The organism is Phreatobacter sp. GW821-FHT04C01, from assembly GCF_059420385.1.
Genome location: NZ_JBWKTP010000010.1, coordinates 232,023 through 258,736 on the forward strand (window position 1 = coordinate 232,023; position 26,714 = coordinate 258,736).

The window sequence follows — 26,714 nt, forward strand, 5'->3', positions numbered from 1 at the left end:
CGGGCGTTAATCAACGTCTGCAACATTTCGATAAGTGTTGTGTCGCGTCGGGAGAGGTCCGCTCGCATGAGCGTCGAGGTTGCGGCGGAGCGGTTGAGCGACCGGGCGGCTGAGCGTGCGCAAAAGCACGCCCAGAGCCGGAAGCGTGTCGTCCGCCAGGTCCGCGATGCGCGCGAAAAGCTGACCTCGACCACCGGCACCAGGCGTTCGTTCGATTTCGAACTGATGCGCCTTTATGCACAGAACAAGTTGTCGGCGGCGCTGGCCGTGCTGCTGCTGGCGCTCGCGACCGGCGGTGTCGCCGGCTGGATCACCGATCCCCTGACCGGCGCCATCGGCGCGGTCGCCGTGCTCATCGCCCACGGCCTGGTGATCGTGCTGGCTCGCTCCTTCCTCAAGGTTCAGTCGGACAAGGCGGACCTGCGCAACTGGCGCCTGCGTTTCATTCTCGCCGAGACGGTCCTGGCGCTCGCCTGGGTTCTGGCCCTGACCGTGGTCATGCAGACCAATGTGCCGGAATCCAACACCTTCCTGCTGGTCGGCATGCTGATCGTGGTGGCGGTCTCCGCCATGATCGGTGCGACGCTGCCGGGCGCGGTGCTGGCCGCGACCTTGCCGGTCGGCATCCTGGTGATCGCTCATTTCCTGCTGGTCGACGGCCTGCACGGCGCCATGCTGGCGACCATGGCGGGTGGCGCCCTGGTCTTCTTCGGCATCATCTCGACCAGGCTCTACCAGGCCAATCTGGCAACGCTCGAGGCGCGTGCCGAAAAGGACGCGGTGTTCGGCGAGCTCGAAACCGCCAAGGCCAATTCCGACGAGGCGCGGCGCAATGCCGAGATGGCCAATATCGCCAAGTCGCGCTTCCTCGCCCAGATGAGCCACGAACTGCGCACGCCACTCAACGCCATTCTCGGCTTTTCCGAAGTGATGAAGGAGGAAATGTTCGGCCCGCATGCGGCACCCCAATATGCCGAATATGCCAAGGACATTCACTCCTCCGGGCAACATCTCCTGTCGTTGATCAACGAGATCCTGGACCTTTCCCGCATCGAGGCCGGCCGCTATGAGCTGAACGAGGAAGCGCTGGTCCTGGCCCATGTGGTGGAGGAATGCCACCACCTGCTGAAGGTGCGCGCCAAGAACAAGGGCGTCACCATCATCCAGCGCTTCGAGCCGAACATGCCGAAGCTATGGGCCGACGAGCGCGCCATCCGGCAGATCGTGCTGAACCTGATGTCCAACGCGATCAAGTTCACGCCGGCCGGTGGCGAAATCGTCCTGAAAGTCGGCTGGACTGCGTCCGGCGGCCAGTACATCTCCGTGCGCGACACCGGTCCGGGCATTCCGGAGGATGAGATCCCGATCGTCCTGTCGAATTTCGGCCAGGGGTCGAATGCCATCAAGAGCGCCGAGCAGGGCACGGGCCTCGGCTTGCCCATCGTCCAGGGCTTGGCCACCATGCATGGCGGTTCGTTCAAGCTGAAGTCGACCTTGCGCGAGGGCACCGAGGTGATCGCCACCTTCCCGGCCGAGCGGGTCATGGAAGCCTTGCCGGCGATCGAGAGCCCGCCGGTCGAGCCGAATTACATGCTGGCACCCGAGCCAGTGATGGCCATGCCGGAAGCGGCCAATGCCGGCGCCCTGCGGCGCGCCCTCTTCGGCGGCCGATAAGCCGCTGGGGCCCCGCTCGCCTCTGTCCTTTGCCTGGATTAACCGGCTTGACCCCCGTCCGGCCGCGTGGTGCGGTTACACGATAATCAGGACGGGGAAACGACCATGAAATTCTACGATACGCCGGGAGCGCCAAATCCGCGCCGGGTCCGGATGTTCCTGGCCGAAAAGGGCATCTCCATTCCAAGCGTCGCCATCGACCTCGGCAAGCTCGAGCAGAAGAGCGAGGCCTATACCGCGGTCAATCCACGCCAGCGCACGCCGGCGCTCGAACTCGACGACGGCAGCGTGCTGTGTGAGTCCATGGCGATCTGCCGTTATGTCGAGGCCCTGCATCCCGCCCCCAACCTGTTCGGCCGGACGCCGGTGGAGATCGGCGAGATCGAGATGTGGTCGCGCCGGCTGGAACTCCATCTCCTGTTCACCGTCGCCTCCGCCTTTCGGCACCTGCATCCGGCCATGGCGCAGATGGAGGTGCCGCAGGTGAAGGAATGGGGCGAGCTCAACAAGGCGCGCATCGTCGACGAGCTGACCGTGCTCGACCGCCACCTCGCGGGCAGGGACTACGTCGCCGCCGGCCGCTTCACGGTGGCCGACATCACCGGCCTGGTCGCGGTCGACTTCGTCAGGCCGACGCGTGTTCCGATCCCGGAGGCGCTGAGCAATGTCGCCCGCTGGCGCGCGGCCATCGCGGCGCGGCCGAGCGCGCAGGCCTGACGGCGCGGCGGAAGCGCAGCCATTGTCGCCCCCGGACGGGAGCTGATAGCGTCCGGGCATGACCGCATCGCCGATCTGTTCCAGAACTCCGCAGGAGGGCCGTGGCGGCATCGAGCCGGCAACCGGTATTTCGTCACGGCGTGCCGGCCCGTGACGGCAAGGTCGGATCGGCCCGTGGCCACGCATGGCAACGGCGACCGGATCGAGGCGCTCGCCGCCGAGATCCGCGGTTGCCGCATCTGTGTCGATCAGCCGCGCGGCCGGCCGCTGCCGCACCAGCCCAGGCCGGTGGCCTGGCCTTCGGCGACCGCCCGCATCCTGATCGCGGGCCAGGCCCCCGGCGCGCGCGTCCATGCGTCCGGATTGCCCTTCGACGACCGTTCCGGCGACCGGCTGCGCGACTGGATGGGCGTCGACCGGCCGGTCTTCTACGATCGCTCGCGGCTGGCCATCGTGCCCATGGGTTTCTGTTTCCCCGGCTATGACGCCAAGGGCGGCGACCTGCCGCCACGGCCCGAATGCCGGGCCGCCTGGCACGACCGGCTGATGGCCGCCATGCCGCAGGTCAGCCTGGTGCTGGCGGTCGGCGCGACGGCCCAGGCCTATCACCTGGACAGGCTCGGCCTGAGGCATCTGCGTGCGCCGACGCTCACAGCCACGGTCGAGAACTGGCGGGCCATTCGCCGGGCCGGCGACCGACCGGCGGTGATCGTCCTGCCCCATCCGTCCTGGCGCAATACCGGCTGGCTCCGCCGTCATGCCTGGTTCGAGCAGGAGCTCTTGCCCGTGCTGCGCACCGAGATCGCCGCCAGGCTCTGACCGGTCTGCACCGTCTAGGGTCTTTTCCTTATGTGCCTTGTGTTTGCGCGACATTCGCGCGCAACATTGCAACTGCGGAATCCGGGGGCGCGGTCTGTCCGCAACAAGACATCAAGGGAGACCTCCATGGTCCGTCGCATTTTCGGGCTGCTCGCGGCCGCGTTCGTCGCGGTCGTCGCGGCAACGCCCGCCCTTGCCGAGACCCGCGTCGCGCTGGTTCTCGGCTCCGGGACCTACCAGACCAATCCTTTGCCCAACGCCCTCAACAATGCCGGCCTGATCGCGCAAACCCTGCGTGATCTCGGCTTCTCGACGGTCGAAGGCGCTGATCTGCCGCAGGCGGAACTGCGCGGCGCGGTCGCCAATTTCATGACCAAGGTGCGTGAGGCCGGGCCCGATTCGATCATCTTCGTCTACCTCTCGGGCCTCGGCCTGCAGCACGACAGCGACAGCTACCTGATCCCCTCGGATACCGCGATCGAGCGGGAATCGGATGTGCCGATCGGCGGCGTCAGGCTGATGGACATTACCCGGGCGCTCGCCGGCCTGCCCAGCAAGGCCAAGGTGGTGTTGCTCGATCTGTCCAGCGCGCATCCCTATGCCAATGTCGGCCCGCCGGTCCGGCCGGGCCTCGGGGTTCTCGACGGTGCACCGGGGCTGCTGATCGCCTCGGCCGCCGCTCCGGGCCAGGTCGTCAGCTTCGACGACGCGGCCTATAGCCGTTTCGCCCTGGCGCTGGCCGAGCAATTGCGCGAGCCCGGTGTTCCGGTCGACCAGATCATCGCTCGCGCCCGTCTGCGCGTGCACCAGCAGACCAATGGCCGCGACACGCCCTGGGAGGTTTCCGCACTGGTCCAGCCGGCGCCCGTGCTGACGCTGCCGGCCGATCCCGCGCCGACCGGCAGCACGCCGCCGCCGCCCCAGGTCCCGCTGGCCGAGCGGCCGATGGACGGCCTGCCGTCGCAGGAAGCCTATGCGCTGGCCATCGAGCAGGACACCATTGTCGGCTACCAGGCCTTCCTGCGCCTCTATCCGAACGACGCGCTGTCGCCGCGCATCAAGCGGCTGCTCGCCGCCAAGCGCGAGGCACTGGTCTGGCGCCAGACGGTGCGTTTCGGCTCCGCCCAGGGCTACTGGACCTATCTCAGGCGTTATCCGAACGGTCCCCATGTCGAGGAGGCGCGCTGGCGTCTCGAGCGACTGTCGGCGCCGCTCGCTCCGCCGCCGGCTTTCGATGAGGTTGTCTATGAGGATATCCCGCCGCCCCTGCCGGTGATCGAGGTGATCGACGATCCGGTCTACTGGGCGCCGGCTCCGGCGGTCTTCTATGACAGCGTCGTGCTCGCGCCGGTCTATCTCGGGCCCCCGGTCGGCCCGATCTGGGCTCTGCCGCCGCCGCCGGCCTATTCCTGGGGCGTGCTGCCGGTGGTTGCCGGTGTTGCCGCCATCGCCGCTGTACCCTTCATCCTGCCGCGCATCGTGCGTCCGCCGCTGGCGCCGGTCGTCTTGCGTCCGCCGATGGGCGGGCCGCGCTGGGGTGTTCCGCCCGGCGGTCCGCGTCCGGGTGGTCCGGGCTTCCGGCCTCTGCCCGGCGCCCCGGGCGGACCGGGCCTTAGGCCCTTGCCGGGCGGTCCCGGTGGCGCGCCGCTTCCCGGTGCGCGGTTGAACCAGCCGGGTGGCCCGGCAGTGCTCAATCCGGCTCTGCGTCCCGGTGCACAGGGGCTGCCCCAGACGGGCGGCAAGCCGCTCAACCAGATCGGCACGACCGGTCGGGGCCCGCAGGGCGCCGCCATGAACCCGAACCTGCGAGGCCCGCAAGGGCTGCGCAATCAGGGCATCAACCCCAATGCCGGCGTGCCGCGCATCGGCAATCAGGGCAATCGTCGCCAGGTGCAGCCCCGCTTGAATGTGCAGCGCGCCAACATCCAGCCGCGGATGAACGTCCAGCCCCGGATGTCGGCCCCGCGCATGTCGGCGCCCCGGATGTCGGCCCCGCGTATGGCGGCGCCCCGCATGGCAGCACCGCGCATGTCGGCCCCGCGCATGTCGGCGCCCAACGTGCGCCGCCGTCACTGATCCGGCCGGGCCAGGTTCATCCTGGCCCGCCGATGAATAGGCAAGGGCCGCGAGGTGATCTCTCGCGGCCCTTTCTGTTTGCCGTCGCTGCCGGATGGATCGTGGTCAGGTCACTTCTTCTCCAGCCGGGCGAACAGACTGGAGGTGTCCCAGCGGCCGCCGCCCATGGTCTGCACTTCGCCATAGAACTGATCGACCAGGGCGGTGACCGGCAGATGCGCGCCGTTGCGGCGGGATTCGGCGAGGCAGATGCCGAGGTCCTTGCGCATCCAGTCGACGGCGAAGCCAAAATCGAACTTGTCCTGGTTGATGGTCTTGTGGCGGTTTTCCATCTGCCAGGATCCGGCGGCCCCCTTCGAGATGACCTCGACCAATTGCTCGATGTCGAGGCCGGACTTGCGGGCGAAATGCAGGCCTTCGGCAAGGCCCTGGACCAGGCCGGCGATGCAGATCTGGTTGACCATCTTGGCGAGCTGGCCGGCGCCGGGATCGCCCAGGCGCTTGCAGGCGCGGGCATAGGCGGCGATCACCGGCTCTGCTCGGGCATAGTCGCCGGCCTCGCCGCCGCACATGACGGTGAGCACGCCGTTTTCCGCGCCGGCCTGGCCGCCCGACACCGGCGCGTCGACGAAACCGATGCCGAGGGCCTTGGCCTTGGCCTGCAGTTCGCGCGCAACATCGGCCGACGCCGTCGTGTTGTCGACGAAGGTCGTGCCGCGGCCCATGGCCTGGAATGCGCCGTCGGGGCCGATCGTCACCTGCCTCAGGTCGTCGTCATTGCCGACGCAGCAGAACACGAAGTCCTGACCCTCTGCGGCCTCTTTCGGAGTCTTCGCCGCGCGGCCGCCATGCTGCTTCACCCAGGCTTCGGCCTTGGCGAAGGTCCGGTTGTAGACGGTCAGCTCATGGCCGCCCTTGGCTTTGAGATGGCCGGCCATGGGGTAGCCCATGACGCCGAGACCGAGGAACGCGACTTTCGCCATGGCTGAAGCTCCGATGCGGCAGGAAACCGTGAGAATGCCTAACAGCCTCGCCATCGGGGCGAGGTCAAGCCTCCGAACCTGCCGCCTGTCCTGCATGGGCGCAGTTAAGTGGCAATACTTAGCCATGCGAAAAATGAGACTGAGCCATCCAGCAATGCTGGCATGCAACGATGAAGTGTGTTGTCGTCGCTGCGCGAGTCCGGGAAACGGGCCGTTCGACAACTTGTCGGGTTCAGGAGGGAACGCTCATGGAGCGCCGGACATTCATCAAGACCGCCTCGGGGGCGGCCGCAGCCACCGCCATCGCAGCACCTGCCGTGGCCCAGTCGGCGCCGGACATCAAATGGCGCATGACGTCGAGTTTTCCGAAGTCGCTCGACACGATCTTCGGTGCCGCCGAGGTCTTCGCCAAGGCGGTCGCCGACATGACCGACAACAAGTTCCAGGTGCAGGTTTTCGCGGCCGGCGAAATCGTCCCGGGCCTGCAGGCGATGCAGGCGGTGCGTGACGGCACGGTCGAGGCCTGCCATACCGCGTCCTATTATTATGTCGGCATCGATCCGAGCTTCTGCTTCGGTACCGCGCTGCCCTTCGGGCTCAATTCGCGCATGCAGAACGCCTGGCAGTTCCAGAACGGCGGCATGGAACTGATGAATGAGTTCTATGGCAAGCACAACATCCATGCCATTCCCTGTGGCAATACCGGGTGCCAGATGGGCGGCTGGTTCCGCAAGGAGATCCGCACGCTGGCCGATCTCAGCGGCCTGAAGATGCGCATTGGCGGCTTTGCCGGGCGGGCCATGCAGAAGCTCGGCGTGGTGCCTCAGCAAGTGGCCGGCGGCGATATCTACCCGGCCCTGGAAAAGGGTACGATCGACGCCGCCGAATGGGTCGGTCCCTATGACGACCAGAAGCTCGGCTTCAACAAGGTCGCTCCCTTCTATTACTACCCGGGCTGGTGGGAAGGGGGCGCCATGCTCCACAACTTCATCAACACCGCCAAATGGAACGCGCTGCCGAAGACCTATCAGGCGATCGTGCTGAGTGCCTCGCATCACGCCCATACCTGGATGCAGGCCCGCTACGACGCTCAGAATCCGGCGGCGTTGCGCCAACTGGTCGCGGCCGGCACGCAGCTCAGGCCGTTCTCGCTGGAAATTCTGGAGGGCTGTCTGAAGGCGGCCAACGAGGTCAACGCGGAAACGGCGGCCGGCAACGCCGATTTCAAGAAGCTGCTCGATTCCACGGTCGCCTTCCGGGGTGAGCAATATCTGTGGTGGCAGGTGGCCGAATATACCTTCGACAGCTTCATGGTCCGGTCCCGCGCGCGCGGTTGAACCGGCCAGGCATTGGCGAACCCGGGCCCGGCGGTGCTGTCCGCCGGGTCTCGTGGCATGCGGCGGCAAGGCGTGGGTCCGACCGTCGCCGTTTCCAGGGCATGGCCGGCACCAGTTGAAAGGCGGGCGTCGACAACGACCCGCCGAAGTCCGGCTTTCTCGCAACCGGAGGGAATTCCCATGCAACGCCGAAACTTCGTCAAATCCGCCGGCGCCGGGCTCGCCGCGGTGGCGGTGGCCTCGCCCGCCGTCGCCCAGTCCATGCCGGAGGTCCGCTGGCGCCTGACGTCGAGCTTTCCGAAATCGCTCGACACGCTCTACGGCGTCTCGGAAGTCTTTGCCAAGCGGCTGGCCGAGATCACCGACAACCGCTTCGTCATCCAGACTTTCGCCGCCGGCGAAATCGTGCCGGGCCTGCAGGCGCTGGATGCGGTGTCGAACGGCACCGTGGAGGCCTGTCACACCGCCTCCTATTATTACGTCGGCAAGGATCCGACCTTCACCTTCGGCACGGCCCTGCCGTTCGGCATGAATCCACGCCAGCAGAATGCCTGGTTCATCGATGGCGGCGGCACCGACCTGCTCAACGAATTCTACAAGACCTACAACCTCACCGCGGTCTCCTGTGGCAATACCGGCACGCAGATGGGCGGCTGGTTTCGCAAGGAGATCCGCACGGTCGAGGATCTGCGCGGCCTGAAATTCCGGGTCGGCGGTTTTGCCGGGCGCATTCTCACCCGGCTCGGCGTGGTGCCACAGCAGATTGCCGGGGGCGACATCTATCCGGCGCTGGAAAAGGGCACGATCGATGCCGCTGAATGGGTCGGCCCGCACGATGACGAGAAGCTCGGCTTCGCCAAGGTCGCGCCCTATTATTATTATCCCGGCTGGTGGGAAGGCGGCGCGCAGGTCCAGACCTTCACCAATATCCCCAAATGGGAAACCCTGCCGAAGCACTATAAGGCGGCCTATGAGGCGGCCGCCTATCAGGCCGGCACCTGGATGCAGGCACGCTACGACGCGTCCAACCCGGCGGCCCTGCGTCGGCTGGTGGCCCAGGGGACCCAGCTTCGTCCCTTCACGCTCGAGGTGATGGAAGCCTGCTACAAGCAGGCCCATGAACTCTATGCCGAAGTGGCGGCCCAGAACCCCTGGTTCAAGCGCGCGCTGGACCACACGCTCGCCTTCCGCAACGAGGAATATCTGTGGTTCCAGGTGGCCGAATTCAGCTTCGACAGCTTCATGATCCGCATGCGGGCGCGCTCCAACTGAGCGCTCGCCGTCATGTGCCGGGCCCGGGCCCCTTTCCGTCAGGCTGGAAGGGGCTCCGGCATCAGGGGGCGAAGCCCGGCGGCTTCTTGAGCCATGCGGCCCCGCTGCGCCCTTCGTTGCGGCCGAACTCGAACAGCGCGTTCATGTAGACCGGGTCGAACGGCTTGTCGTAGGGCACCGTGAAGCGGTTCGAGATATAGGCCAGATTGAAATCGACGTGATCGCGCCGGGTCACCAGATACATCCGGTAGATGTCGCCCATGCCATTGGCCGCGATCATCGTCGAGATCGACCGGGCCGTGACCTGGATCAGGCCGCGCGGCGTCTCCGACGGTTGTTCCTGGGTCCGGCCGTTGCGGATGATCCAGGCGACCGCGCGCGTCGGGCGCAGATTGGCCGGCACGTCGCGCATCGGTACGTTGGAAGGATACAGGAACACCTGGTTGGTCGCGCCGCCGTCGACATGAAGCTCCTGCCGCCGCCGGCCACCGGCGACCACGTCCATCATGACGGGCGGGAAGGCGCCGGGAATCGAGGCCGAGGCCAGCAGGATATTGCGGATCGCCTGGACCCGGTAAGGATGGCTGCTGGCGGCGATGGCGCCGATATTCCAGGCCACCGGCTGGGCCAGGTCGAGATCGGTGGTGCCGATCAGCAGGATGCGGCCCTTGCGGTATTCGGTGGCGATCTCGTCGACCATTTCGGGGGTCACGTAGGTCGCGATCAGCTGGGCGAGAGGATCGCTGGACGCGACGGAATCGCCGGTCAGGATCGACGCGATCGGCAGCAGCACGGCAATATTGTCGCGCTGGACCGTGGTGTAGACCGCCTTCAGCTGGTCGTCGTAGCGGCTGCCGAGAAAGGCGAAGGGGGCGATCAGCGAGCCGGTCGAAACACCGGTCACCAGGCGGAATTCGGGGCGGGTGCCGCGCTCGGTCCAGCCATAGAGAACGCCGGAGCCGAAGGCGCCGTTGTCGCCGCCCCCGGAAATCGCCAGCATATTGTCGACCCCGCGCAGGCCGAGCGCATTGCGCCGGCGCTGCGCCGCCAGCCATTCGGCCGCGAGCGGCCCGACATCGCCCCACAGGTAGAAGCGGGCGTTTGTCAGCTCGAGGAAGGTCGCCGTCCGTGTCTCGTTCGGCGGCACGGCCGGAAGCCGCTCGCGCGTCGCACAGCCGGCCGCCAGCCCGAGCGCAAGTGCCAGGGCGAGAGGACGAAACAGGCTCGAAATTGATAACGCCATACGAAAAACTCCGCGGCCAACATACCGGCGCGGAGCAATTTTCGTCTAGGGCAGAAAAGCCACGGCGCGCGACTTCCGTGATTCCCCTCCGGATTGAGCCTTGAATTCAATCCGGATGGCAAACGCTTTGGGTATCCCGCCCGTCGTTTCCATCGTTCAATTGCGGGCCGGTGGCGGCGATCCGGGCGGAGCCAGGCCCGGCGGTGGCTCGAAGCCCGGCAGACCGCCGCCGCCAGGCAGGCTCGGCATGTCGATGCGGATTTCCACCTTGGAAGGGTCGAGGCCGGGCGTCTTGTCGAGCCAGTAGGTTACCGATCCCGGCCACCAGATGACGATCACCACCAGCACCAGCTGCAGGCCGACCCAGGGCAGGGCGCCGAGATAGATATCGTTCGACTTGACCGTGGGCGGCGCGATACCGCGCAGGTAGAACAGCGCGAAGCCGAAGGGCGGATGCATGAAGCTGGTCTGCATGTTGACGCAGAGCAGCACGCCGAACCAGATCAGGTCGATGCCGAGCTTGGCCGCGACCGGGGCGAGCAGCGGCACGACGATGAAGGCGATCTCGAAGAAGTCGAGGAAGAACGCCAGGAAGAACACGAAGATATTGACGAAGATCAGGAAGCCGGTCTGGCCGCCGGGCAGGCTGACCAGCATGTGCTCGATCCAGCGCGACCCGTCCATGCCCTGGAACACCAGGCTGAACACGGTCGAGCCGATCAGGATGAACACCACCATGGAGGTGATGCGCATGGTCGATTTCATGCCCTGGTCGACCAGCGGCCAGGTCAGCCGGCCATGCATGGCGGCCAGCACCAGCGCACCGACCGCGCCCATGGCGCCGGCTTCGGTCGGCGTCGCCAGGCCCATGAAAATGGTGCCGAGCACCAGGAAGATCAGCACGATCGAGGGCACCATGCCCCAGAGCACCTTGGAGATCAGCTCCCAGCCGATCTCGCCGCGCGCTTCCGGCGGCAGCGGCGGCATCAGTTTCGGCTTGAAGATCGACAGCACGATCACATAGGCCAGGAAGATGCCGACCTGCAGCAGCGACGGGCCGATGGCGCCGAGATACATGTCGCCGACCGAGCGGCCGAGCTGGTCGGCGAGCACGACCAGCACGAGCGACGGCGGGATCAGCTGCGTGATCGTGCCGGATGCGGCGATCACGCCGGTCGCCAGCTTCATGTCGTAGCCATAGCGCTGCATGATCGGCAGCGAGATGACGCCCATGGCAATGACGGAGGCCGCGACCGTTCCGGTGATGGCGCCGAGAATGGCGCCGACCACGATGACCGCGTAGGCGAGGCCGCCGGGCAGCGAGCCGAACAGCTTGCCAGTGCCTTCGAGCAGGTCTTCCGCCAGGCCGCAGCGCTCGAGGATGGCGCCCATGAAGGTGAAGAACGGAATGGCCAGCAGCAGGTCGTTGGAAATGATGCCGTGAAAGCGCAGCGGCAGCGCCTGCAGGAAGCCCGGTTCGAAATGGCCGGTGAGAATGCCGAGGCCGCCGAAGAACAGGCCGACGGCGGCAAGCGAGAAGGCGACCGGAAAGCCGATCAGCATGAAACAGATCATTCCGCCGAACATGAGCGGGGGCATGATGCCGTGCGAGAACATCGCTCTACTCCTGAGTGGTCGTCGCGCGGCTTACTGCAGCGGTTTTTCGTATTTGGTGTCGATCGCGATGGCGCCGGTGAGGCCGCCGACCCGCTTGATCAGTTCGGAAATGCCCTGGATCGTCAGCAGCGCGAAGCCCAGCGGCAGCACGAGCTTGATCGGCCAGACCAGCAGGCCGCCGGCATTCTGCGACCATTCGTGCTGGCGATAGGAAACCATGAAGAACGGCCATGACAGCCAGGTCAGGAAGATGGTGGTCGGCAGCAGGAACAGGATGATGCCGATCGTGTCGACCCAGAGCCTGCCGCGATCCGTCAGCGAGCCATAGACCAGGTCGACCCGGACATGCTCGTTCATCTTCAGCGTATAGGAGGCGCCGAGCAGCACCGTCACCCCGAACAGGTACCACTGGATCTCCAGCAGCGAGTTCGACGACAAGCTGAAAAGATAACGAAATGAGGCATTGCCGGCGCTGATGAGACAGGCGAGCAGAACGCTCCAGTCGGCGATCCGACCGATCTTCTCGTTCACCGCGTCGATGGCGCGGCTGAGGGCCAGAAGTCCGTTCATGCGGGGCTGTCTCCCTTGAACCATTCAGGAAACGGGCCGCACGAAGCCGGCGCAAGCCTGCGCCGTCTTGCGCCGACGCACCCCGCAACGATTGGAGCACGCGGAACCTTGGGAATGTCTGTGACGGGATCGCCCGGCTGCACCTCAGCGCGCCACGGCATCACCTGCGACAGCCCATCCCCCAAATCCTTCCCGTCTGTCGGACCCTGCGTTGTTTTTTGCAGGTACCCAGTCTTGCGACGCCGAAACGTCGCGGTTTGTCTATGCCACGGTTGCAATCCGCACAACAGATTGTTGCAGGGCTGTTCCACCGGATTTGGGTCTTGTTATGGTCCGCATGGCCGCGAATTCTCGGAAAAAGCCCTGGAACGTCAACGCCGCATGCGGAGAACGACTTACGACGGAAGTCGCAGAAGAGGGGCGCGTTCGATGGTCGCGCCGCTGTGGATCATGGGCATCGGTCCCGCCTTGCGCCGGCATGCGCCGGGCGTCTAGGTTCGCGGTGATCTGGATCACCATCATGACCGCCGCTCATCTCGCCGCACGAATGCGTTGCCCGCGCCGTCACCAGACTGGCCGGAGGGGCTGAGCGCGCGTCGTCACGTGTGAACATCGACCCTGCCTCCCGGCCGACGGCCGGGCATTCCTATCGGGTCACACTGTCCTGTTCACCGGCGAGCTCCACTCATGAAACATGCGCTATCCGCCCGGGCCTGCCCGTTCTGCGCCATCGCCGCAGGCGAGATCCCGGCCCATCGTGTTCATGAGGACGACAACCTCGTGGCGTTCCTGGACCGCGGGCCGATTCGCACCGGCCATATCCAGATCATCCCGCGCCGCCACCATCCCTATTTCGACGACCTGCCGCCGGACCTCGCCGCCGAGATCGTTCAGCTCGGCCAACGGCTGGCAGTGGCGCTCAAGCGCATCCACGGCGTCGAGCGGGTGGCATTCCTGTTCACCGGCGGCGACATCGCCCATGCTCATGCCCATGTGGTGCCGATGGTGAAGGGCGACGACATCACCTCGCGGCGCTATATCGTGCAGGACGAGGTGACTTATCGCGATATGCCGTTGGCGAATGCCGACGAGCTGCGCGCTTCCGCCGCCGCGATCCGCCAGGCCATGGCGGAAGTGGGCTGAACCCGGCGTGTCCCGGCGAGGTGCGACCGCGAAGCGGGTGGCTGAATTCGCCGGAAATCGGTAGGAATAGGCATGATCCAGCCACCAGAGACCTCATCGCACCGCCCGCTCTCCGCCCTGCGCGCCTTCATGGCGAGCGAAGCCAGCGGCGGCATCATCCTGATGGCCGCCGCGGCGGTCGCCATGGTGCTGGCCAACTCGCCGCTGGCGCCCGGCTATTTCGCCGTCCTGAAGATCTATCTCGGCCCGCTCAGCGTGCTGCATTGGGTCAACGACGCCCTGATGGCGCTGTTCTTTTTGCTGGTCGGGCTGGAGATCAAGCGTGAATTCGTCGACGGCCAGCTGTCGACCTGGCCGCGGCGCGTATTGCCCGGCATCGCGGCGGCCGGCGGCATGGTCGCACCGGCGCTCATCTACTTCCTGCTCAATGCCGGGACGCCGGAAACGCTGCGCGGCTGGGCCATTCCGACCGCCACCGACATCGCCTTCGCCCTCGGCGTGCTGGCATTGCTGGGGCCCCGGGTTCCGGTGTCGCTGAAGATCTTCCTCACCGCGCTCGCCATCATCGACGACCTCGGCGCGATCGCCATCATCGCCGCCTTCTACACCACCGACCTGTCGCTGGTCTGGCTCGCCGCGGGGCTTGCGACCTTGGCGGGGCTGGCGGTGCTGAACCGGATGGGGGTCGAAAAGCTGCCGGTCTATCTCGTTCTCGGCGCCGCGCTCTGGTTCTTCGTGCTGAAGTCCGGCGTTCACGCGACGCTTGCCGGCGTGGCGCTGGCGCTGACCATTCCGTTGCGGACGTCTCCGGGCCGCCCGGACGATCCGCATTCGCCGCTGCATGTGCTCGAACATGCGCTGCACCCATGGGTCGCCTATCTCATCGTGCCGGTCTTCGGTTTCGCCAATGCCGGGGTGTCGCTGTCGGGCATCAATGTCGCCGCGCTGCTTGCGCCGGTGCCGCTCGGCATCGCCGCCGGCCTGTTCCTCGGCAAGCAGATCGGCGTTTTCCTGACCACCTGGATCGCGGTGAAGCTCGATTGGGCGGATTGCCCGGAAAACGCCTCCTGGGCCCAGGTCTATGGCGTGTCGCTGTTGTGCGGTATCGGCTTCACCATGAGCCTGTTCATCGGGCTTCTGGCCTTCCCGACGTCGGAGCTCCTGCAAAGCGAGGTCAAGATCGGTGTGCTGATGGGCTCGTTGCTCTCGGCGCTGGTCGGTACGCTGGTGCTGATCGTGGCCAAGGGCCCGAAGCGCCCGGCACGGCCGGCCTGATTACGTTCGTCGGCTTGGATAAGGTGCCGCCGGTCAGGACGGCGGCGTGCGCACGGTTGCCTCTGCCGCGCTGATCGGCCGGCTGAGCCTTATCGTTTCACGGTGCAGGGTGTAGAGGCCGGAGGTGATGATGATCGCCATGCCGACCCAGCTCGCCCAGCTCGGCCAGTCGCCGAACACGACGATGCCCGACAGCAATGCCCAGATCATCACGCTGTAGCGGAACGGCGAGACCAGCGAGACTTCGACGCCGCGGAACGCCTGGATCATGCAGAAATTGCCGATTACCAGGACGACGGAGGCCGCGCCGAGCAGGCCGACATGCTGCCAGCTCGGGGTGACCCAGCCCTGGAACGGCACGACGGCCGCGCCGAACAGCCCGACCGCGATGCAGGTCGAGAGCGTGATGATGAGGGTGGGAATGGTCGGGTCGATGAAGCGGGTGACCAGATCGCGCAATGCGCAGAACAGGACGCTGGTGAGCGCCAGGGCGGTGGCGAAGCCGGCGGTGAAGCCGGCGCCGGTCGGCCTGACGACGAACAGCATGCCGATGAAGCCGGCGACGACGGCCAGTCCGCGCCGCCAGCCGACCGTTTCGCCGAGCAAAGGCACCGACAGGGCGGTGATGACGAGCGGCGTGATCAGCGAGATCGCCGTGATGTCGCCGATCGGCATGCTCTTCAACGCGGTAATGAACAGGAAGGCGACCGTCGCCTCGCTCACGGCCCGGCCGAGCACCAGGGGCGACAGGATCCGCCCGATCGCCGGCAGATGGCCTGACGCGGCAATCCAGGCCAGCACCAGCGTGGTGGCGAAAGCACCGCGAATGGCGATCAATTGGCCGGACGGCAGGTCGGCGGCGACGATCTTCACCAGGGTGTCGTTGGTGACGAAGAAGGCCATGGCGCCGAGCATCGCGAGAATGCCGCGGCGATTGGCGTCGGGCGTGGCGGCGGCCAGCGTCAGCGGCGTCATGGGAAACGGTCCAGGCGAAACAGCGACAGGTCGTGGCGGGTACTGCCGCTGGTCGTGAGATCGGCCAGGATTTCGCCCATGACGCTGGCGAATTTGAAGCCGTGGCCGGAGCAGGGCGAGGCCACCACCACCTGTGGGTGCCCGGGCAGGAGGTCGACGATGAAATGCTCGTCCGGCGTATTGGTGAACATGCAGGCCCGCAGGGCCAGCGTCGTGCCTTCGGCGCCCGGGAAGACCTCCCGGACGACGGCGCGCAGCGCCGCTTCGTCCGCGGCATCCGGCTCGCGCGACAGGCTGTCGGCATGGCCGCTCTGCCGGCGGTGATGAAAAATGCCGATCTTGAAGCCGGGCACGCCGAAGACCGGGAACTGATAGCAATTGGTCTCCGCCGTCTGGACGATCGAGACGGGAAAGGCGCCGAGCTTGAAATGCTCGGGCTGGTGCGGCTGGAACCAGCCGAGCACCTGCCGCTCGGGCACGGCGAGGCCCGCGAGCGCGGGGGCGTGGTCGCCGATCCAGGCGCCCGTCGACAGGATCAGCCGGCCAGCCTCGTAGACGCCCTTCGGCGTGGTCACCCTGACCCCGCCGCCGGATGTCGGCTCCCAGCCGGTGATCGGCTCGCGCGCCCGGATCTCGGCGCCCGCCGCGATCGCCATGGTGGCCTGGGCGATCAGCGCACGCTCGCTCATGACGAAGCCGGCATCCGCCTGGTAGTTGGCGACATAGTCGGAGGGCACCCGATAGGCGGGGAACCGGCGCATCAGGTCCCGGGCCTCGATCACCTCGTGGTCGAGATCATGCTCGCGGCAGGCGGCGAGCGAGCCGCTGACCAGGCGCCCGTCGGGCGCGCCGACGTCGAGGCCGCCGGTGACATGCAGCAATTGCTCGCCGAACAGCTGTTCGGTCTCGCGCCAGAGCTGGTAGGCGCGCCGGAGCAGCGGCACGTAGGAGGGATGTTCGAAATAGGCCAGCCGGATGATGCGGTTGACGCCGTGCGACGAGCCCATCGCATGCGGGATATCGAAGCGCTCCAGGCCGAGCACGCGCTGGCCGCGGCGGGCGAGCTGCCAGCATGCGGCGGAGCCCATGGCGCCGACGCCGGCAACGATCACATCATAGGTGGGCACGTCTGTGCTCCGGTCGTTTCTTCCCTGCGCCCAGCTAACCCGCACGGGCCGCCGGCGTCGAGCGCCGGTTGCGAAGATCAGCCGCCCATCGGACGAAGAGCAATTCATGGGGCCGGGTGGAGGTGGGGCCGGCCCGGTCCTAGTTCTGGAGCTGGCCGAAGCTCCGCTGGATGTCGTTCTGGATCAATTCGTAGACGGCGGTCTTCTCCTGCTGGCCGTCCTTGGCCTGGGCCTGCATCTGCATCAGCGAGATGGTCATGGCGAAGTTGACGGCCATCATCACCGTCAACACCACCAGCAGGCCGCGGGTCGAGACGAGGCTGCGCCCCAGCTGGAACAGCATCGAAGGGCCGGCGGCGACCGTCTCGACGGGCACCGCCTCGAAAATCGGCCGGTAGGACCCCGGCACCATCTTGATCCGCGTCGCGGCATTGGCGCCGGGGCCGCTGTAATAGAGGTCGAGCGCCCCGCGCAGCCGCATGGCGGCGACCCTCACGGTCGAATCGCGGTCGGGCTCGAAATTGGCCGGCCGCCCGAGCGCTTCCACAGCGATCGTATAGGCCTTGATGGACCGATCGTCGCCGGCCAGCGTCCGCTCGACCACATAGGTCAGGACTTTCGCCAGCAGCGATCCCTCCGGAATGAAGGACGATTGCAGAAGACGCCGCAGCTCATCCTGCACGGCGGCAGGATCGGGCCGCGACAGGGATGATTGGGTCATCGCGGTCGCCTCACCCTAAGGCCGCAAGCGTCTTTGCTCCGGCCGGGTTCATTTTTGAATGCGTAACGCCGATCCGCCCCGCGAAACTTACGCGCAGGGGCAAAAGACCATTAGCGTCTTGATGGCGCCATACGCCGTCAAAATGCGGCCAAAACGGGGCCGAAACCGGTCCATTGCGCAGGCCTGCCGGTCATTTCGATGTGCAATCGGTTGCCGGGCGCCGCGCCCGGGTCACTGTTATGTAACGGCGGGGTTCAGCCGCCGGTCATGCTCATGTGACGTGTGACCGAGGGCCGCTTGGTGCGCCGGTCGATGATGAAGTCGTGGCCCTTGGGCTTGCGCGCGATGGCGCGGTCGATTGCCTCGTAGAGAAGGTCGTTGGCTTCCGAAGCGCGCAGCGGCGCGCGCAGGTCCGCGGCGTCCTCCTGGCCGAGGCACATGAACAGCGTGCCGGTACAAGTTACCCGCACCCGGTTGCAGCTCTCGCAGAAGTTATGGGTCATCGGAGTGATGAAGCCGATGCGCCCGCCGGTCTCGTTCACCGTGACATAACGGGCCGGGCCGCCGGTGCGATGGTCGCTCTCGGCAAGCGTCCAGCGGTCCATCAGGCGTGCCCGAACCATGGAGAGCGGCAGGTACTGGTCGAGGCGCGACGGCTCGATATCGCCGAGCGGCATGACCTCGATGAACGAGATGTCCATGCCCTTGCCGTGGGCCCAGACGATCAGGTCCTCGATCTCCGCCTCGTTGACGCCCTTCAGCGCCACGGTATTGATCTTGACGTGGATGCCGGCGGCGAGCGCCGCGTCGATGCCGCCGAGCACGTCGTCGAGGTCGCCCCAGCGGGTGATCGTGCGGAACAGCGCGGGGTTCAGCGTATCGAGCGAGACATTGATGCGCCTGACGCCGAGCGCGGCGAGTTCGGTCGCATATTTGGCAAGCTGCGATCCGTTGGTCGTCACGGTCAACTCGTCCAGCGTGCCGCGGTCCAGGTGGCGCGACAGCGAGCGGAACAAGGTCATGACGTCCTTGCGCACCAGCGGCTCGCCGCCGGTCAGCCGCAGCTTCCTGACCCCCTTGTCGACGAAGGCGGAGCACAGCCGGTCGAGCTCCTCCAGCGTCAGCAGGTCCTTCTTGGGCAGGAAAGTCATGTTCTCGGCCATGCAATAGACGCAGCGAAAATCGCAGCGGTCGGTCACCGAGACGCGCAGATAGTCGATGCCCCGCCCGAAGGGGTCGATCAGCGGGGCAGGCCTTACGGATGCGGCATGGTCGAACATGGCTTACCTCACGGCCGGCGCCCCCGGGGCGCCCGCCGATTTCTCCTTATATTTAGGCGAGCTTTGTGGCTTCGTCACGCCCACCGCCGTTGAAGATCGCCGACGAAACGTCTACCTGTCCAAACAGAGGCAATAACGGGAATCGGGGAGACGCCGCGATGGCCGAAGTCAGCGCCGTTGAGAGCGCGACGGGCCGAGGCCATGCCTGGCCGGTCGAGCTGAGACTGTCCGCCGACAAGCGCCGGCTGACCGTGAGCTTCGATGACGGGCACATTTTCGCCCTGGATGCGGAATATCTGCGCGTCGAGAGCCCTTCCGCGGAGGTCCAAGGCCATTCTCCGTCGGAGCGGACATTCGTTGCGGGCAAAAAGGACGTGCAGCTGATCGGCGTCGAGCGCGTCGGACACTATGCGGTCAAGCTGTCGTTCGACGATCTGCATTCCTCCGGGATCTTTTCATGGGACTATCTTTATGAGCTCGGACGCGACCACGCCGTCATCTGGAACCGGTACCTCGAAGGGCTCGCGGCAGCGGGTGGCGCAAGGGAACGCCGACCGCGCTGACACGCTGGACGACAAGGACCTGGTGGTTCTGGACGAATTGAGCGCGCTTCTGGCGGCGCCGGTCGTGCCGGAACCGCAGGTGCCGGGCGCGCGGCAGCAAGACGGGCAGGGCCCGGTCCCGCCGACGCAAGAGCTGAAGGTCGAGCACCCGAAGGTCCAGGAGGCGCCCGTTGTGGAAGCGCCGGCCGTGCAGGCGCCGGCTGTGGAAGCGCCGGTCTTGGAAGCGCCGGTGACCGCGGCGGTCGAAGCTGCCGGCTCCAAGGTTGGGCATCCCGGGGCGCAGGATCCCGGTGAGCCGGTTCCGGACCCGGAGCCGTCGAGCCCGGATGATCCGGTCGAGCCCGATCCAGGCCCGGCCGACCCGTTCCCCGAACCGCCCTCCATGCCTGCCGCGCCGCATCATCCGGTTGCCGGGCCCGAGCCGGCTCCCGTCCCTTCCGCATCCCTTCCAGCGTCAAGCACCCAGACCAGCGCCGAGACCGCACCCATGATTCCGTGGATCGCCACAAAACAGTTCACCGTCGATCTGTTCCCGTCCTGGACCAAGACCGAAGGCGACAAGGAGTGGAGCCTTGGTGCCGTGACGGTCGACGTGCCGGACATCACCGCCAAGCTCGACCAGTTGATCGCCTCCCTCAACGAGGACCAGTGGGAGATCAAGCTGGTGGTGCCGCTCGACAAGAGCCTCACCTATCACGAGCATCAGAAGGTCCTGCGCCAGGGCAATCGGCGCGAGCCGGAAGCCGTGCTCGGGGCCTTCGGTCTCGGCTGGGCGGCCAATACCACGGCCTCGCTGCTGGTGGTCTGCCAGCGTACCGAATGGCTCGACCAGGCCGACTACAAGGCGCGCATCAAGGCGCGGCAGGACCGGATCGACGGTGAGGCGCGGCTGCGCGACCGCGGCCAGATCCTCGAGCAGAACCGCATCGTCAACGCCAAGATCACCGCCGCCCAGAAGGCTCTGGAGGAGTTGAAGGCCAACGGCGTGGTGGCCAAGAAATCGGGTTTCCTGCGTGGCGAGAAATTCGTCGTCGCCGGCATCGACTATACCAACCGCACCGAAGCGGAGGCCGCCCATCGTGCGCGCCTCGGCGAGCTGGAAGCCGATCTCGCCGCTCTGCCGAAGCAACTGAGGACATTGCCGCCTGAGGCCTGAGGCCGGACCTGTCACCGAATGTTCAAAGGGCCCGCCTCGCCGCGGGCCCTTTTTTGCGTCCGGTGGTCGTCGGCGAGACAGACCGTGCCCGATTGAAACTGTCAGGTCCCGTGCTACCTTTCCCGGCAAAGACGGCTGCAGGCCGCGAGCTTTCCAGGGAGGAACCATGACCACCAGCATCAGCAGAAGAACCGTGCTCGCTTTTGGCGTCGGGGCAATCGCGTCGCCTTTCGTGGCAGCCGAAGGTTTCGCCCAGGCCTATCCCAATCGCCCGGTCACCGTCATCGTGCCGTTCGGGGCCGGCGGCTCGACCGATGTCATCGGCCGCATCGTCAGCGAGCGGTTGCAGCATCGCCTCGGCCAGGGCTTCATCATCGAGAACCGCGCGGGTGCCGGCGGCAATGTCGGCGTCGCCGCGCTCGCCCGTTCGGCCAATGACGGCTATACCATTGGCATGACGACGATCTCGAACCACGGGATCAATCCGATCCTCTACCGCGAACGCCTGCCGTTCAAGCCGCTGGATGATTTCGAGTTTCTCAGCCTGTCGTCGGCCCAGCCGAACTTCATGTGCATCCACCCGTCGATTCCGGCCAAGACCCTGCCCGAATTCATCGCCTACCTGAAGGCCAATCCGGGCAAGGAGAACTTCGGTTCATCGGGCATCGGCACGTCGATCCATCTGTCGGCCGAGCTGTTCATGCAGCTCACCGGCACCAAACTGATCCATGTCCCGATGCGCTCCTCGGCGGCGCTGGTGCAGGCCTTGATCAATGGCGAGGTGAAGCTTTCCTTCGACAATTTCACCTCGCCTTATCCGCACTACAAGGCCGGCTCGATCCATGGCCTCGCGGTGACGTCGGCTGAACGCGCCAAGATCGCGCCGGAGATCCCGCCCCTTGCCGAAACCCTGCCGGGCTTCGACATCACCTCGTGGAACGGCTTCCTGGCGCCCAAGGGCACGCCCAGGGAGATTTGCGAGCAACTGACCAAGGCGCTGCGCGAATCGCTCGCGGAAGCCTCGGTGATCAGTCGGTTCGAGGAAATGGGTGCGGCCTCCACGCCCTCCACGCCGGAGGCGTTCAAGGCGAAATCGGTCTCGGAGATGGCGAAGTTCGACGAGATCATCACCAAGGCCGGCATCACGCTGCAGAACTGACGCCCGAATCCGGGCGGCCGTGACGGTTGCCCGGTCAGGCCGCCTGGTCGCCGGGGATGCCCGAAGCGATCAGGGCGGAGTTGCGGTAACGCCGGTCTTGGGTCACCTCGCGGCCGAGCCAGGGCGGCCTCTCGAAGGGTTCGTCGGCATGTTCGAGCTCGATCTCGGCGATCACCAGGCCGGCGAGCCGGCCGGCGAACTCGTCGACCTCCCAGAGCTTGCCGGCGAACAGCACCTCGTGGCGGGTCTTGATGATCGGCGGATGCGGCGAGAGCCGCAGCAACTCCTCGGCATCGGCCGCCGGAATGGCATATTCGAACTCGTCGCGGGCAAGGCCCGCGCGTTCTCCCTTGATCGTCAGTGTCCCGGCGCCGTCGGCCAGCCGAATGCGCGCCGAGACCATGGCCGAGGAAAACAGGTAGCCCTGGACGATCTGCCGGACCGCGGCGCCGTGACGCCAAGCCTCGCCGGCGACCAGAAACTTGCGTTCGATCTCGATGGCCATGACGGACCGGTCCAGGACGCTTCGACAATGCCGGAGCCCCATCTTGATCGCTGCGCCATTGCCCGGCAAGCCACCCGGGGTGGCGTGGCAGCGTCCCGGCGCGACAGGATTGCGCTCGAGCCCCCGGTAATGGTCAGATCAACGCCTCACCTCGTGCGGACTTTGCCATGACCTTCGGTCTGTTTTTCGCTACCATCGCGGCTGCCATGATCTATGTCCTGACACCCGGACCGGCCTTCCTGGCTTTGTTCGCGCTCTCGGCCAAGGAGGGCCGCGGCGCCGGTGCCTGGTTCGTCACCGGACATCTCGTCGGCGATGTGCTCTGGGGCACGCTGGCGCTGGCCGCTATCGTCGGCGTCAACCAGGTCGGGCCCATGCTGTTCGAGGCACTCGGACTGTTCTGCGGGCTCTACCTGATCTTCCTTGGCGTCAGGGCGATCATGGCCAAGGAGGCCTCGGGCACCGCGGTGATCGGTCTCAGGCATCCGCTGGTCGCCGGTCTCCTGTTCGGCGTCACCAATCCCAAGGCCTATCCGGTCTCGGTTGCCATGTTCACCGTGCTGGTCGGCCACTATGCCGGCTTGCTGACCTGGGACATGGCGCCTTCGGTCATGGTGGTGGCCTTTTTCGGCTTCGTCATGGCCGACCTGATCCTGGTCTCGGTCGCGGGCCTTGCGCCGGTGCGCCGCTTCTTCCTCGGTCACGGCCTGATCGTCACGCGGATCGTCGGCGTCACCTTCGTGCTGTTCGGCATCAAGTCGATCTCGGATGCGGTGACGAGTTATCGCGCCAGGGCATGATCGGTCCGGCGGTTTCGCTGGCTCGAAACCGGAAAGCGCCGAGACCCGGATAGCCCGCGCGGGAAATTCGGGCTAAGCGGCGCGGCATGAAACCGTTCGACCGTCTTTCGACCGATCCCGCGCGCGCCGCGCTGATCCTCATCCTGGCCTTCACCGCGCTGCGCGTGGTGTTCGCCAGCCTGCTCGGTTTCGGCGTCGACGAAAGTTATACGCTCGGCCAGGCGCGCTTCCTGGCCCTGTCCTATTTCGATCACCCGCCGCTGCATATCTGGCTCGCCCATGGCGCGATGAAGCTGTTCGGCACGAGCTGGGCGGTCCGGCTGCCTTTCATCGCGCTGTTCTCCGTCACCTCCTGGCTGATGTTCCGCCTGGGCGAGCGGCTGTTCGGTGCCTGGGCTGGTGTCTGGGCGACGTTTTCGCTCAATGTCTCGGTGTTTTTCCTGGCGGCGCCCGGCACCTGGGTGGTGCCCGACGGCACGCTGTTGTTCGCGCTCGCCGCCGGCATGCTGGCGCTGGCGCGCCTGTTCTTCCCCGGAGAAGGTGAGGCGCCGTCCATGTGGACGGCCTGGGCAATGGCCGGATTGTGTTTCGGGCTTGCCGGCCTGTCCAAATATTCCGCCGTCTTCGTCATTCTCGGGCTCGCCATCTTCATGCTGGCGACGCCGCATCGGCGCATGCTGCTGCATCCGGCGCCCTGGCTCGGCGTGCTGGTCGCTGCCGCCGTGGTCAGTCCGGTCATCTTCTGGAACATGGGCCATGACTGGGCTTCGTTGAAATTCCAGGCGGGCAGGGGCGGCGGCACCGGCCTGACTTTCCCGGCCTTCGCGCAAATGGTGGTCGGCCAGTTCGTCTGGCTCGCGCCCTGGGTCGCCGTGCCGCTCGCTTATGCCGGCGTCGCGGCCTTTGGCCGGATCAAGGATCCGCGCCGGCTGTTCCTGATCGCCCTGGCGCTGCCGAGCATCGGCTATTTCACCATCCAGTCGCTCTGGTCGGGCTGGGCCTTGCCGCACTGGCCGATGCCCGGCTGGTTCTTCGTGTTTCCGCTGCTCGGCCTTTGGCTGGTCGAAAACCCCGAGACCAAGCCGTCGCCGCAGGCCTGGGCCAAATGGTGCGCGGGGCTTGCGGCCGGCCTGTCGATCGGCCTCGGCGTCATCGGCGCCACCGGCGCGCTCACCCGTGCCGGCGTCCCGGTCAGGGCCGATCCGACGCTCGATGCCCTGAACTGGAGTGAATTGCGTCCGCTGCTCCTGGCGCGGGGTGTCGGCCAGCCGAACGGCCCGGTGGTCGCCGGCCTCACCTGGAACGAAGGCGGCAAGGTGGATCTGGCGATCGGCGACATCGCGCCGGTGATCGTGCTGGGACCGGATCCGCGCGGCTTCGCCTTCCGCCAGGACCAGCGCGCTTTTGCCGGTCGCCAGGTGATCATCGTGGCGCTGGCCGGCACCTATGCCCGCCAGCAGGCGGCCCTGGCGAGCCAGTTCGACGTGCTCGGCGAGCCGGAAAAGGCAACCGTCGGCCGGCTCGGCCGACCCGAGCTCGATCTGGTCATCGCCCGGGCGAGCGGATTGAAATCGGCGACGCCGCGGGCCTTGGCCGCCCTGGGTGCGGACCTCCAATGGCGCGCCTTGTCGCGCTAGAGGAAGCCGGCCGCCTGCAGCCTGAACAGTTCGGCATAGCGGCCGTCACGGGCCATCAGCTCATCGTGGCTGCCGCTTTCCAGGATCTGGCCGCCTTCGAGGACCAGGATGCGATCGGCCATCCGGACGGTCGAGAAGCGGTGCGAGATCAGCAGGGCCGTCCTTGACCGGCTGAGGCTCTTGAACCGCTCGAACACCTCGGCCTCCGCCCTGGCGTCGAGCGCCGCGGTCGGCTCGTCGAGGATCAGCAGGTCCGCGTCGCGAAAATAAGCGCGCGCAATGGCAAGCTTCTGCCATTCCCCGCCCGAGAGGTCGGTCCCGCGCGCGAAGGCCCGGCCCAGCATCTGGTCATATCCCGCGGGCAGCCGGTCGATCAGCGGATCGGCGAGGCTGCTTCGCGCGGCCTCGACGATGCGCGGCCGGTCATTGCTCGCCGCGACCCGGCCGATGCCGATATTCTCCGCCACCGTCCAGTTGTAGCGTGTGAAATCCTGAAAGATGGTGCCGATCTGGTCGCGCAGCTCCGCCAGGTCGATCTCGCGGATATCGACGCCGTCGATCAGGACACGCCCCTCGTCGGGATCGCAAAGCCGCGTCATGAGCTTGACGATGGTGGTCTTGCCGGCGCCGTTTTCGCCGACCAGGGCCAGGGTTTCGCCGGCCGCCAGCGTGAAGCTGAGATTGCGCACCGCCCAGGTGTCCTTGCCCGGATAGCGAAAACCGACGCGATCGAAGGTGATGCCCTGCCGCATCGGCTTGGGCATGGGGCGCGGCTGCGCCGGCGCGCTCATCGCGGGCCGGGTATCCAGAAAGGAGAAGAGGTCGTCCAGATAATAGGTCTTCGCCGTGATCTGGGTGAAACCGAGCATCAAACGCTCGAACAGGCCGTTCAGCCGCAACAGCGAGCCGGCAAGAAAGGTCAGTTCGCCAATGCTCAATTGTCCCTGCATCGTTCGCCAGGCAATGACGGCATAGGCGACATAATAGGACAGTGAACTGACCGCGCCGAAGAGACTGCCCCAGGCGGCCTTGCGGATGGCGAGCCGGCGATTGGCCCTGTGGATCGCCGTCGCCAGTTCGGTGAACCGTGCCGACAGGAAGGGGCCGAGGCTAAAGAGCTTGACCTCCTTGGCGGTCTCGGCGCTCGAGCCGACATGGCGGACATATTCCATTTGCCGGCGCTCGGGCGTCACCATGGCGTTGAGGCCATAGCCCTGGGCATTGAAATGAGCTTCGCCGAACAGCGCCGGGATCAGGGCCAGGAGCAGCAGCAGCACGAGAGCGGGCACATAAGCGATCAATCCGGCCACCAGGGCGGCGACGGTGATGGCGTCCTGCGCCTGACCGAGAAGCTGGGCCAGCAGGCCGTCGCCGATCATCGTCTGGACGCGCGCGCGCTGAAGCCGGTCCTGGAACTCGCTGGCCTCGATATCCCGCAGGTCGAGGCGCGCGGCATGCTCGATGAGCCGGGCGCCCAGGGCATTGCCGTTCAGTTCCGCGAGAATGCCTTCGGCAAGCACGCTCAGGCGACCAAGCACGGTGCCGCCGGCGGTGAGCAGAAGCTCGAGCCCGATCCAGGTGGCGAGCGCCGACAGCCTGCCGCTCGCCCACCAGTCGGCAAGCTCCGCGCCGTCGGCCGGCATGCGGGTCTGCAGGATGATCTCATCGACGATGAGTTTGCCGACATAGAGCGCCAGCGGCGGCTGAAAGGCGCGCGCCAGGCGCAACGCGAGGATCGTGCCGGCGAGAACAGGGTTCACCCGCCACAAGGCGGCGAGCAGGCGGGGCAGGTGCCGCCAGGTGCGAAGTTTTTCAGGGATGCTGGAGAACCAGCCGGCAATGCGGGTGTGCGGGGGCATGGAGCAATATCGCGTTCGGAATCAAATCGGTGCAGGGCGGGCACCAATCCGCCCTGGGAAAGGAAATGGCAACGCGAATTATTGATGTCGGAAGATTTATACTTATTCCAATGTAGACGATCTGAAATCACGACTTGACGTAGACCTCTGCTGGAAAGACACTATGAGTGCCTGCCGATCGGGTCGCCGCTGAATTGCGCGCCGCG

The 26,714-nt window shown here is 66.4% G+C and carries 23 protein-coding genes; 13 read left to right on the forward strand and 10 right to left on the reverse strand.

What is annotated here, in order from left to right:
• Positions 1–66 precede the first annotated feature (66 nt).
• The 4 genes from AC07WJ_RS30200 (at position 67) to AC07WJ_RS30215 (ending at position 5,286) form a co-directional block, all read left to right on the forward strand.
• The gene (locus tag AC07WJ_RS30200) at positions 67–1,674 is read left to right on the forward strand and encodes a sensor histidine kinase (RefSeq protein WP_494938416.1); all 1,608 of its coding nucleotides are present in this window, start codon (positions 67–69) and stop codon (positions 1,672–1,674) included.
• A 105-nt stretch (positions 1,675–1,779) separates the two neighbouring features.
• Positions 1,780–2,391: a glutathione S-transferase family protein gene (locus tag AC07WJ_RS30205; protein ID WP_494938417.1), complete on the forward strand. Its 612-nt coding sequence runs from the start codon at positions 1,780–1,782 to the stop codon at positions 2,389–2,391.
• Between the two features lie 174 nt (positions 2,392–2,565).
• Complete coding sequence (locus tag AC07WJ_RS30210; protein WP_494938418.1) at positions 2,566–3,210, forward strand: uracil-DNA glycosylase family protein; 645 nt, start codon at positions 2,566–2,568, stop codon at positions 3,208–3,210.
• 126 nt (positions 3,211–3,336) lie between these two features.
• Positions 3,337–5,286, forward strand: coding sequence for a caspase family protein (locus AC07WJ_RS30215; protein WP_494938419.1), 1,950 nt, complete (start codon positions 3,337–3,339; stop codon positions 5,284–5,286).
• A gap of 110 nt (positions 5,287–5,396) precedes the next feature.
• On the opposite strand, the gene AC07WJ_RS30220 is transcribed toward AC07WJ_RS30215, so the two are convergent.
• Positions 5,397–6,269: an NAD(P)-dependent oxidoreductase gene (locus AC07WJ_RS30220; protein ID WP_494938420.1), complete on the reverse strand. Its 873-nt coding sequence runs from the start codon at positions 6,267–6,269 to the stop codon at positions 5,397–5,399.
• A gap of 248 nt (positions 6,270–6,517) precedes the next feature.
• Here AC07WJ_RS30220 and AC07WJ_RS30225 point away from each other — a divergent pair, with 248 nt between their 5' ends.
• Both AC07WJ_RS30225 and AC07WJ_RS30230 read left to right on the forward strand, forming a co-directional pair.
• On the forward strand, positions 6,518–7,606 hold the full coding sequence (locus AC07WJ_RS30225) for a TRAP transporter substrate-binding protein (protein ID WP_494938421.1): 1,089 nt from the start codon (positions 6,518–6,520) through the stop codon (positions 7,604–7,606).
• 180 nt (positions 7,607–7,786) lie between these two features.
• A complete protein-coding gene (locus tag AC07WJ_RS30230) occupies positions 7,787–8,878 on the forward strand; it encodes a TRAP transporter substrate-binding protein (protein WP_494938422.1) in 1,092 nt (363 codons plus the stop codon).
• A gap of 61 nt (positions 8,879–8,939) precedes the next feature.
• Here AC07WJ_RS30230 and AC07WJ_RS30235 read toward each other — a convergent pair whose 3' ends face one another.
• From AC07WJ_RS30235 to AC07WJ_RS30245, 3 genes are all read right to left on the reverse strand, one after another.
• Positions 8,940–10,121 carry a patatin-like phospholipase family protein gene (locus AC07WJ_RS30235; RefSeq protein ID WP_494938423.1) on the reverse strand — a complete coding sequence of 394 codons (1,182 nt, stop codon included), beginning with the start codon at positions 10,119–10,121 and terminating at the stop codon, positions 8,940–8,942.
• Positions 10,122–10,277: 156 nt separating this feature from the next.
• Positions 10,278–11,738 (reverse strand): TRAP transporter large permease, encoded by a 1,461-nt coding sequence (locus AC07WJ_RS30240; protein WP_494938424.1) that lies wholly within the window; start codon positions 11,736–11,738, stop codon positions 10,278–10,280.
• 30 nt (positions 11,739–11,768) lie between these two features.
• Positions 11,769–12,308, reverse strand: coding sequence for a TRAP transporter small permease subunit (locus AC07WJ_RS30245; protein WP_494938425.1), 540 nt, complete (start codon positions 12,306–12,308; stop codon positions 11,769–11,771).
• 687 nt (positions 12,309–12,995) lie between these two features.
• Between AC07WJ_RS30245 and AC07WJ_RS30250 the strand changes: the two genes are divergently transcribed.
• Both AC07WJ_RS30250 and nhaA read left to right on the forward strand, forming a co-directional pair.
• Positions 12,996–13,451: an HIT family protein gene (locus AC07WJ_RS30250; protein WP_494938426.1), complete on the forward strand. Its 456-nt coding sequence runs from the start codon at positions 12,996–12,998 to the stop codon at positions 13,449–13,451.
• 72 nt (positions 13,452–13,523) lie between these two features.
• Entirely contained in the window at positions 13,524–14,726 is a 1,203-nt protein-coding gene (gene nhaA / locus AC07WJ_RS30255; RefSeq protein WP_494938427.1) for a Na+/H+ antiporter NhaA, read from the forward strand.
• Positions 14,727–14,759: 33 nt separating this feature from the next.
• Here nhaA and AC07WJ_RS30260 read toward each other — a convergent pair whose 3' ends face one another.
• From AC07WJ_RS30260 to moaA, 4 genes are all read right to left on the reverse strand, one after another.
• Positions 14,760–15,701, reverse strand: a complete 942-nt coding sequence (locus AC07WJ_RS30260) for a DMT family transporter (protein WP_494938428.1) — start codon at positions 15,699–15,701, stop codon at positions 14,760–14,762.
• On the reverse strand, positions 15,698–16,828 hold the full coding sequence (gene solA, locus AC07WJ_RS30265; RefSeq protein WP_494938429.1) for an N-methyl-L-tryptophan oxidase: 1,131 nt from the start codon (positions 16,826–16,828) through the stop codon (positions 15,698–15,700). The genes AC07WJ_RS30260 and solA overlap by 4 nt, the downstream gene beginning before the upstream one ends.
• Before the next feature lie 139 nt (positions 16,829–16,967).
• A complete protein-coding gene (locus AC07WJ_RS30270; RefSeq protein WP_494938430.1) occupies positions 16,968–17,549 on the reverse strand; it encodes a hypothetical protein in 582 nt (193 codons plus the stop codon).
• Between the two features lie 254 nt (positions 17,550–17,803).
• Positions 17,804–18,829 (reverse strand): GTP 3',8-cyclase MoaA, encoded by a 1,026-nt coding sequence (gene moaA, locus AC07WJ_RS30275; RefSeq protein WP_494938431.1) that lies wholly within the window; start codon positions 18,827–18,829, stop codon positions 17,804–17,806.
• 158 nt (positions 18,830–18,987) lie between these two features.
• Between moaA and AC07WJ_RS30280 the strand changes: the two genes are divergently transcribed.
• The 3 genes from AC07WJ_RS30280 (at position 18,988) to AC07WJ_RS30290 (ending at position 21,707) form a co-directional block, all read left to right on the forward strand.
• Positions 18,988–19,392, forward strand: coding sequence for a gamma-butyrobetaine hydroxylase family protein (locus AC07WJ_RS30280; RefSeq protein WP_494938432.1), 405 nt, complete (start codon positions 18,988–18,990; stop codon positions 19,390–19,392).
• A 487-nt stretch (positions 19,393–19,879) separates the two neighbouring features.
• Positions 19,880–20,548 (forward strand): hypothetical protein, encoded by a 669-nt coding sequence (locus AC07WJ_RS30285; protein ID WP_494938433.1) that lies wholly within the window; start codon positions 19,880–19,882, stop codon positions 20,546–20,548.
• Positions 20,549–20,714: 166 nt separating this feature from the next.
• Complete coding sequence (locus AC07WJ_RS30290; RefSeq protein ID WP_494938434.1) at positions 20,715–21,707, forward strand: Bug family tripartite tricarboxylate transporter substrate binding protein; 993 nt, start codon at positions 20,715–20,717, stop codon at positions 21,705–21,707.
• Positions 21,708–21,741: 34 nt separating this feature from the next.
• Here AC07WJ_RS30290 and AC07WJ_RS30295 read toward each other — a convergent pair whose 3' ends face one another.
• Positions 21,742–22,212 carry a CYTH domain-containing protein gene (locus tag AC07WJ_RS30295; protein WP_494938435.1) on the reverse strand — a complete coding sequence of 157 codons (471 nt, stop codon included), beginning with the start codon at positions 22,210–22,212 and terminating at the stop codon, positions 21,742–21,744.
• A gap of 167 nt (positions 22,213–22,379) precedes the next feature.
• Here AC07WJ_RS30295 and AC07WJ_RS30300 point away from each other — a divergent pair, with 167 nt between their 5' ends.
• Both AC07WJ_RS30300 and AC07WJ_RS30305 read left to right on the forward strand, forming a co-directional pair.
• Positions 22,380–23,012, forward strand: coding sequence for a LysE family translocator (locus AC07WJ_RS30300; RefSeq protein WP_494938436.1), 633 nt, complete (start codon positions 22,380–22,382; stop codon positions 23,010–23,012).
• Positions 23,013–23,098: 86 nt separating this feature from the next.
• Positions 23,099–24,649, forward strand: a complete 1,551-nt coding sequence (locus tag AC07WJ_RS30305) for a glycosyltransferase family 39 protein (RefSeq protein WP_494938437.1) — start codon at positions 23,099–23,101, stop codon at positions 24,647–24,649.
• Here the strand turns inward: AC07WJ_RS30305 and AC07WJ_RS30310 are convergent.
• The gene (locus AC07WJ_RS30310) at positions 24,646–26,508 is read right to left on the reverse strand and encodes an ABC transporter ATP-binding protein (RefSeq protein WP_494938438.1); all 1,863 of its coding nucleotides are present in this window, start codon (positions 26,506–26,508) and stop codon (positions 24,646–24,648) included. The two genes, AC07WJ_RS30305 and AC07WJ_RS30310, sit on opposite strands and share 4 nt — an antisense overlap.
• Positions 26,509–26,714: the final 206 nt, after the last annotated feature.

What these genes read in the sequence shown, in the direction of transcription:
- AC07WJ_RS30200 (WP_494938416.1), top strand. Translation starts at nt 67, where the DNA reads ATGAGCGTCGAGGTTGCGGCGGAGCGGTTGAGCGACCGGGCGGCTGAG.
- AC07WJ_RS30205 (WP_494938417.1), top strand. Translation starts at nt 1,780, where the DNA reads ATGAAATTCTACGATACGCCGGGAGCGCCAAATCCGCGCCGGGTCCGG.
- AC07WJ_RS30215 (WP_494938419.1), top strand. Translation starts at nt 3,337, where the DNA reads ATGGTCCGTCGCATTTTCGGGCTGCTCGCGGCCGCGTTCGTCGCGGTC.
- AC07WJ_RS30220 (WP_494938420.1), bottom strand. Translation starts at nt 6,269, where the DNA reads ATGGCGAAAGTCGCGTTCCTCGGTCTCGGCGTCATGGGCTACCCCATG.
- AC07WJ_RS30225 (WP_494938421.1), top strand. Translation starts at nt 6,518, where the DNA reads ATGGAGCGCCGGACATTCATCAAGACCGCCTCGGGGGCGGCCGCAGCC.
- AC07WJ_RS30230 (WP_494938422.1), top strand. Translation starts at nt 7,787, where the DNA reads ATGCAACGCCGAAACTTCGTCAAATCCGCCGGCGCCGGGCTCGCCGCG.
- AC07WJ_RS30235 (WP_494938423.1), bottom strand. Translation starts at nt 10,121, where the DNA reads ATGGCGTTATCAATTTCGAGCCTGTTTCGTCCTCTCGCCCTGGCACTT.
- AC07WJ_RS30240 (WP_494938424.1), bottom strand. Translation starts at nt 11,738, where the DNA reads ATGTTCTCGCACGGCATCATGCCCCCGCTCATGTTCGGCGGAATGATC.
- AC07WJ_RS30245 (WP_494938425.1), bottom strand. Translation starts at nt 12,308, where the DNA reads ATGAACGGACTTCTGGCCCTCAGCCGCGCCATCGACGCGGTGAACGAG.
- AC07WJ_RS30250 (WP_494938426.1), top strand. Translation starts at nt 12,996, where the DNA reads ATGAAACATGCGCTATCCGCCCGGGCCTGCCCGTTCTGCGCCATCGCC.
- nhaA (WP_494938427.1), top strand. Translation starts at nt 13,524, where the DNA reads ATGATCCAGCCACCAGAGACCTCATCGCACCGCCCGCTCTCCGCCCTG.
- AC07WJ_RS30260 (WP_494938428.1), bottom strand. Translation starts at nt 15,701, where the DNA reads ATGACGCCGCTGACGCTGGCCGCCGCCACGCCCGACGCCAATCGCCGC.
- AC07WJ_RS30270 (WP_494938430.1), bottom strand. Translation starts at nt 17,549, where the DNA reads ATGACCCAATCATCCCTGTCGCGGCCCGATCCTGCCGCCGTGCAGGAT.
- moaA (WP_494938431.1), bottom strand. Translation starts at nt 18,829, where the DNA reads ATGTTCGACCATGCCGCATCCGTAAGGCCTGCCCCGCTGATCGACCCC.
- AC07WJ_RS30280 (WP_494938432.1), top strand. Translation starts at nt 18,988, where the DNA reads ATGGCCGAAGTCAGCGCCGTTGAGAGCGCGACGGGCCGAGGCCATGCC.
- AC07WJ_RS30285 (WP_494938433.1), top strand. Translation starts at nt 19,880, where the DNA reads ATGATTCCGTGGATCGCCACAAAACAGTTCACCGTCGATCTGTTCCCG.
- AC07WJ_RS30290 (WP_494938434.1), top strand. Translation starts at nt 20,715, where the DNA reads ATGACCACCAGCATCAGCAGAAGAACCGTGCTCGCTTTTGGCGTCGGG.
- AC07WJ_RS30295 (WP_494938435.1), bottom strand. Translation starts at nt 22,212, where the DNA reads ATGGCCATCGAGATCGAACGCAAGTTTCTGGTCGCCGGCGAGGCTTGG.
- AC07WJ_RS30300 (WP_494938436.1), top strand. Translation starts at nt 22,380, where the DNA reads ATGACCTTCGGTCTGTTTTTCGCTACCATCGCGGCTGCCATGATCTAT.
- AC07WJ_RS30305 (WP_494938437.1), top strand. Translation starts at nt 23,099, where the DNA reads ATGAAACCGTTCGACCGTCTTTCGACCGATCCCGCGCGCGCCGCGCTG.
- AC07WJ_RS30310 (WP_494938438.1), bottom strand. Translation starts at nt 26,508, where the DNA reads ATGCCCCCGCACACCCGCATTGCCGGCTGGTTCTCCAGCATCCCTGAA.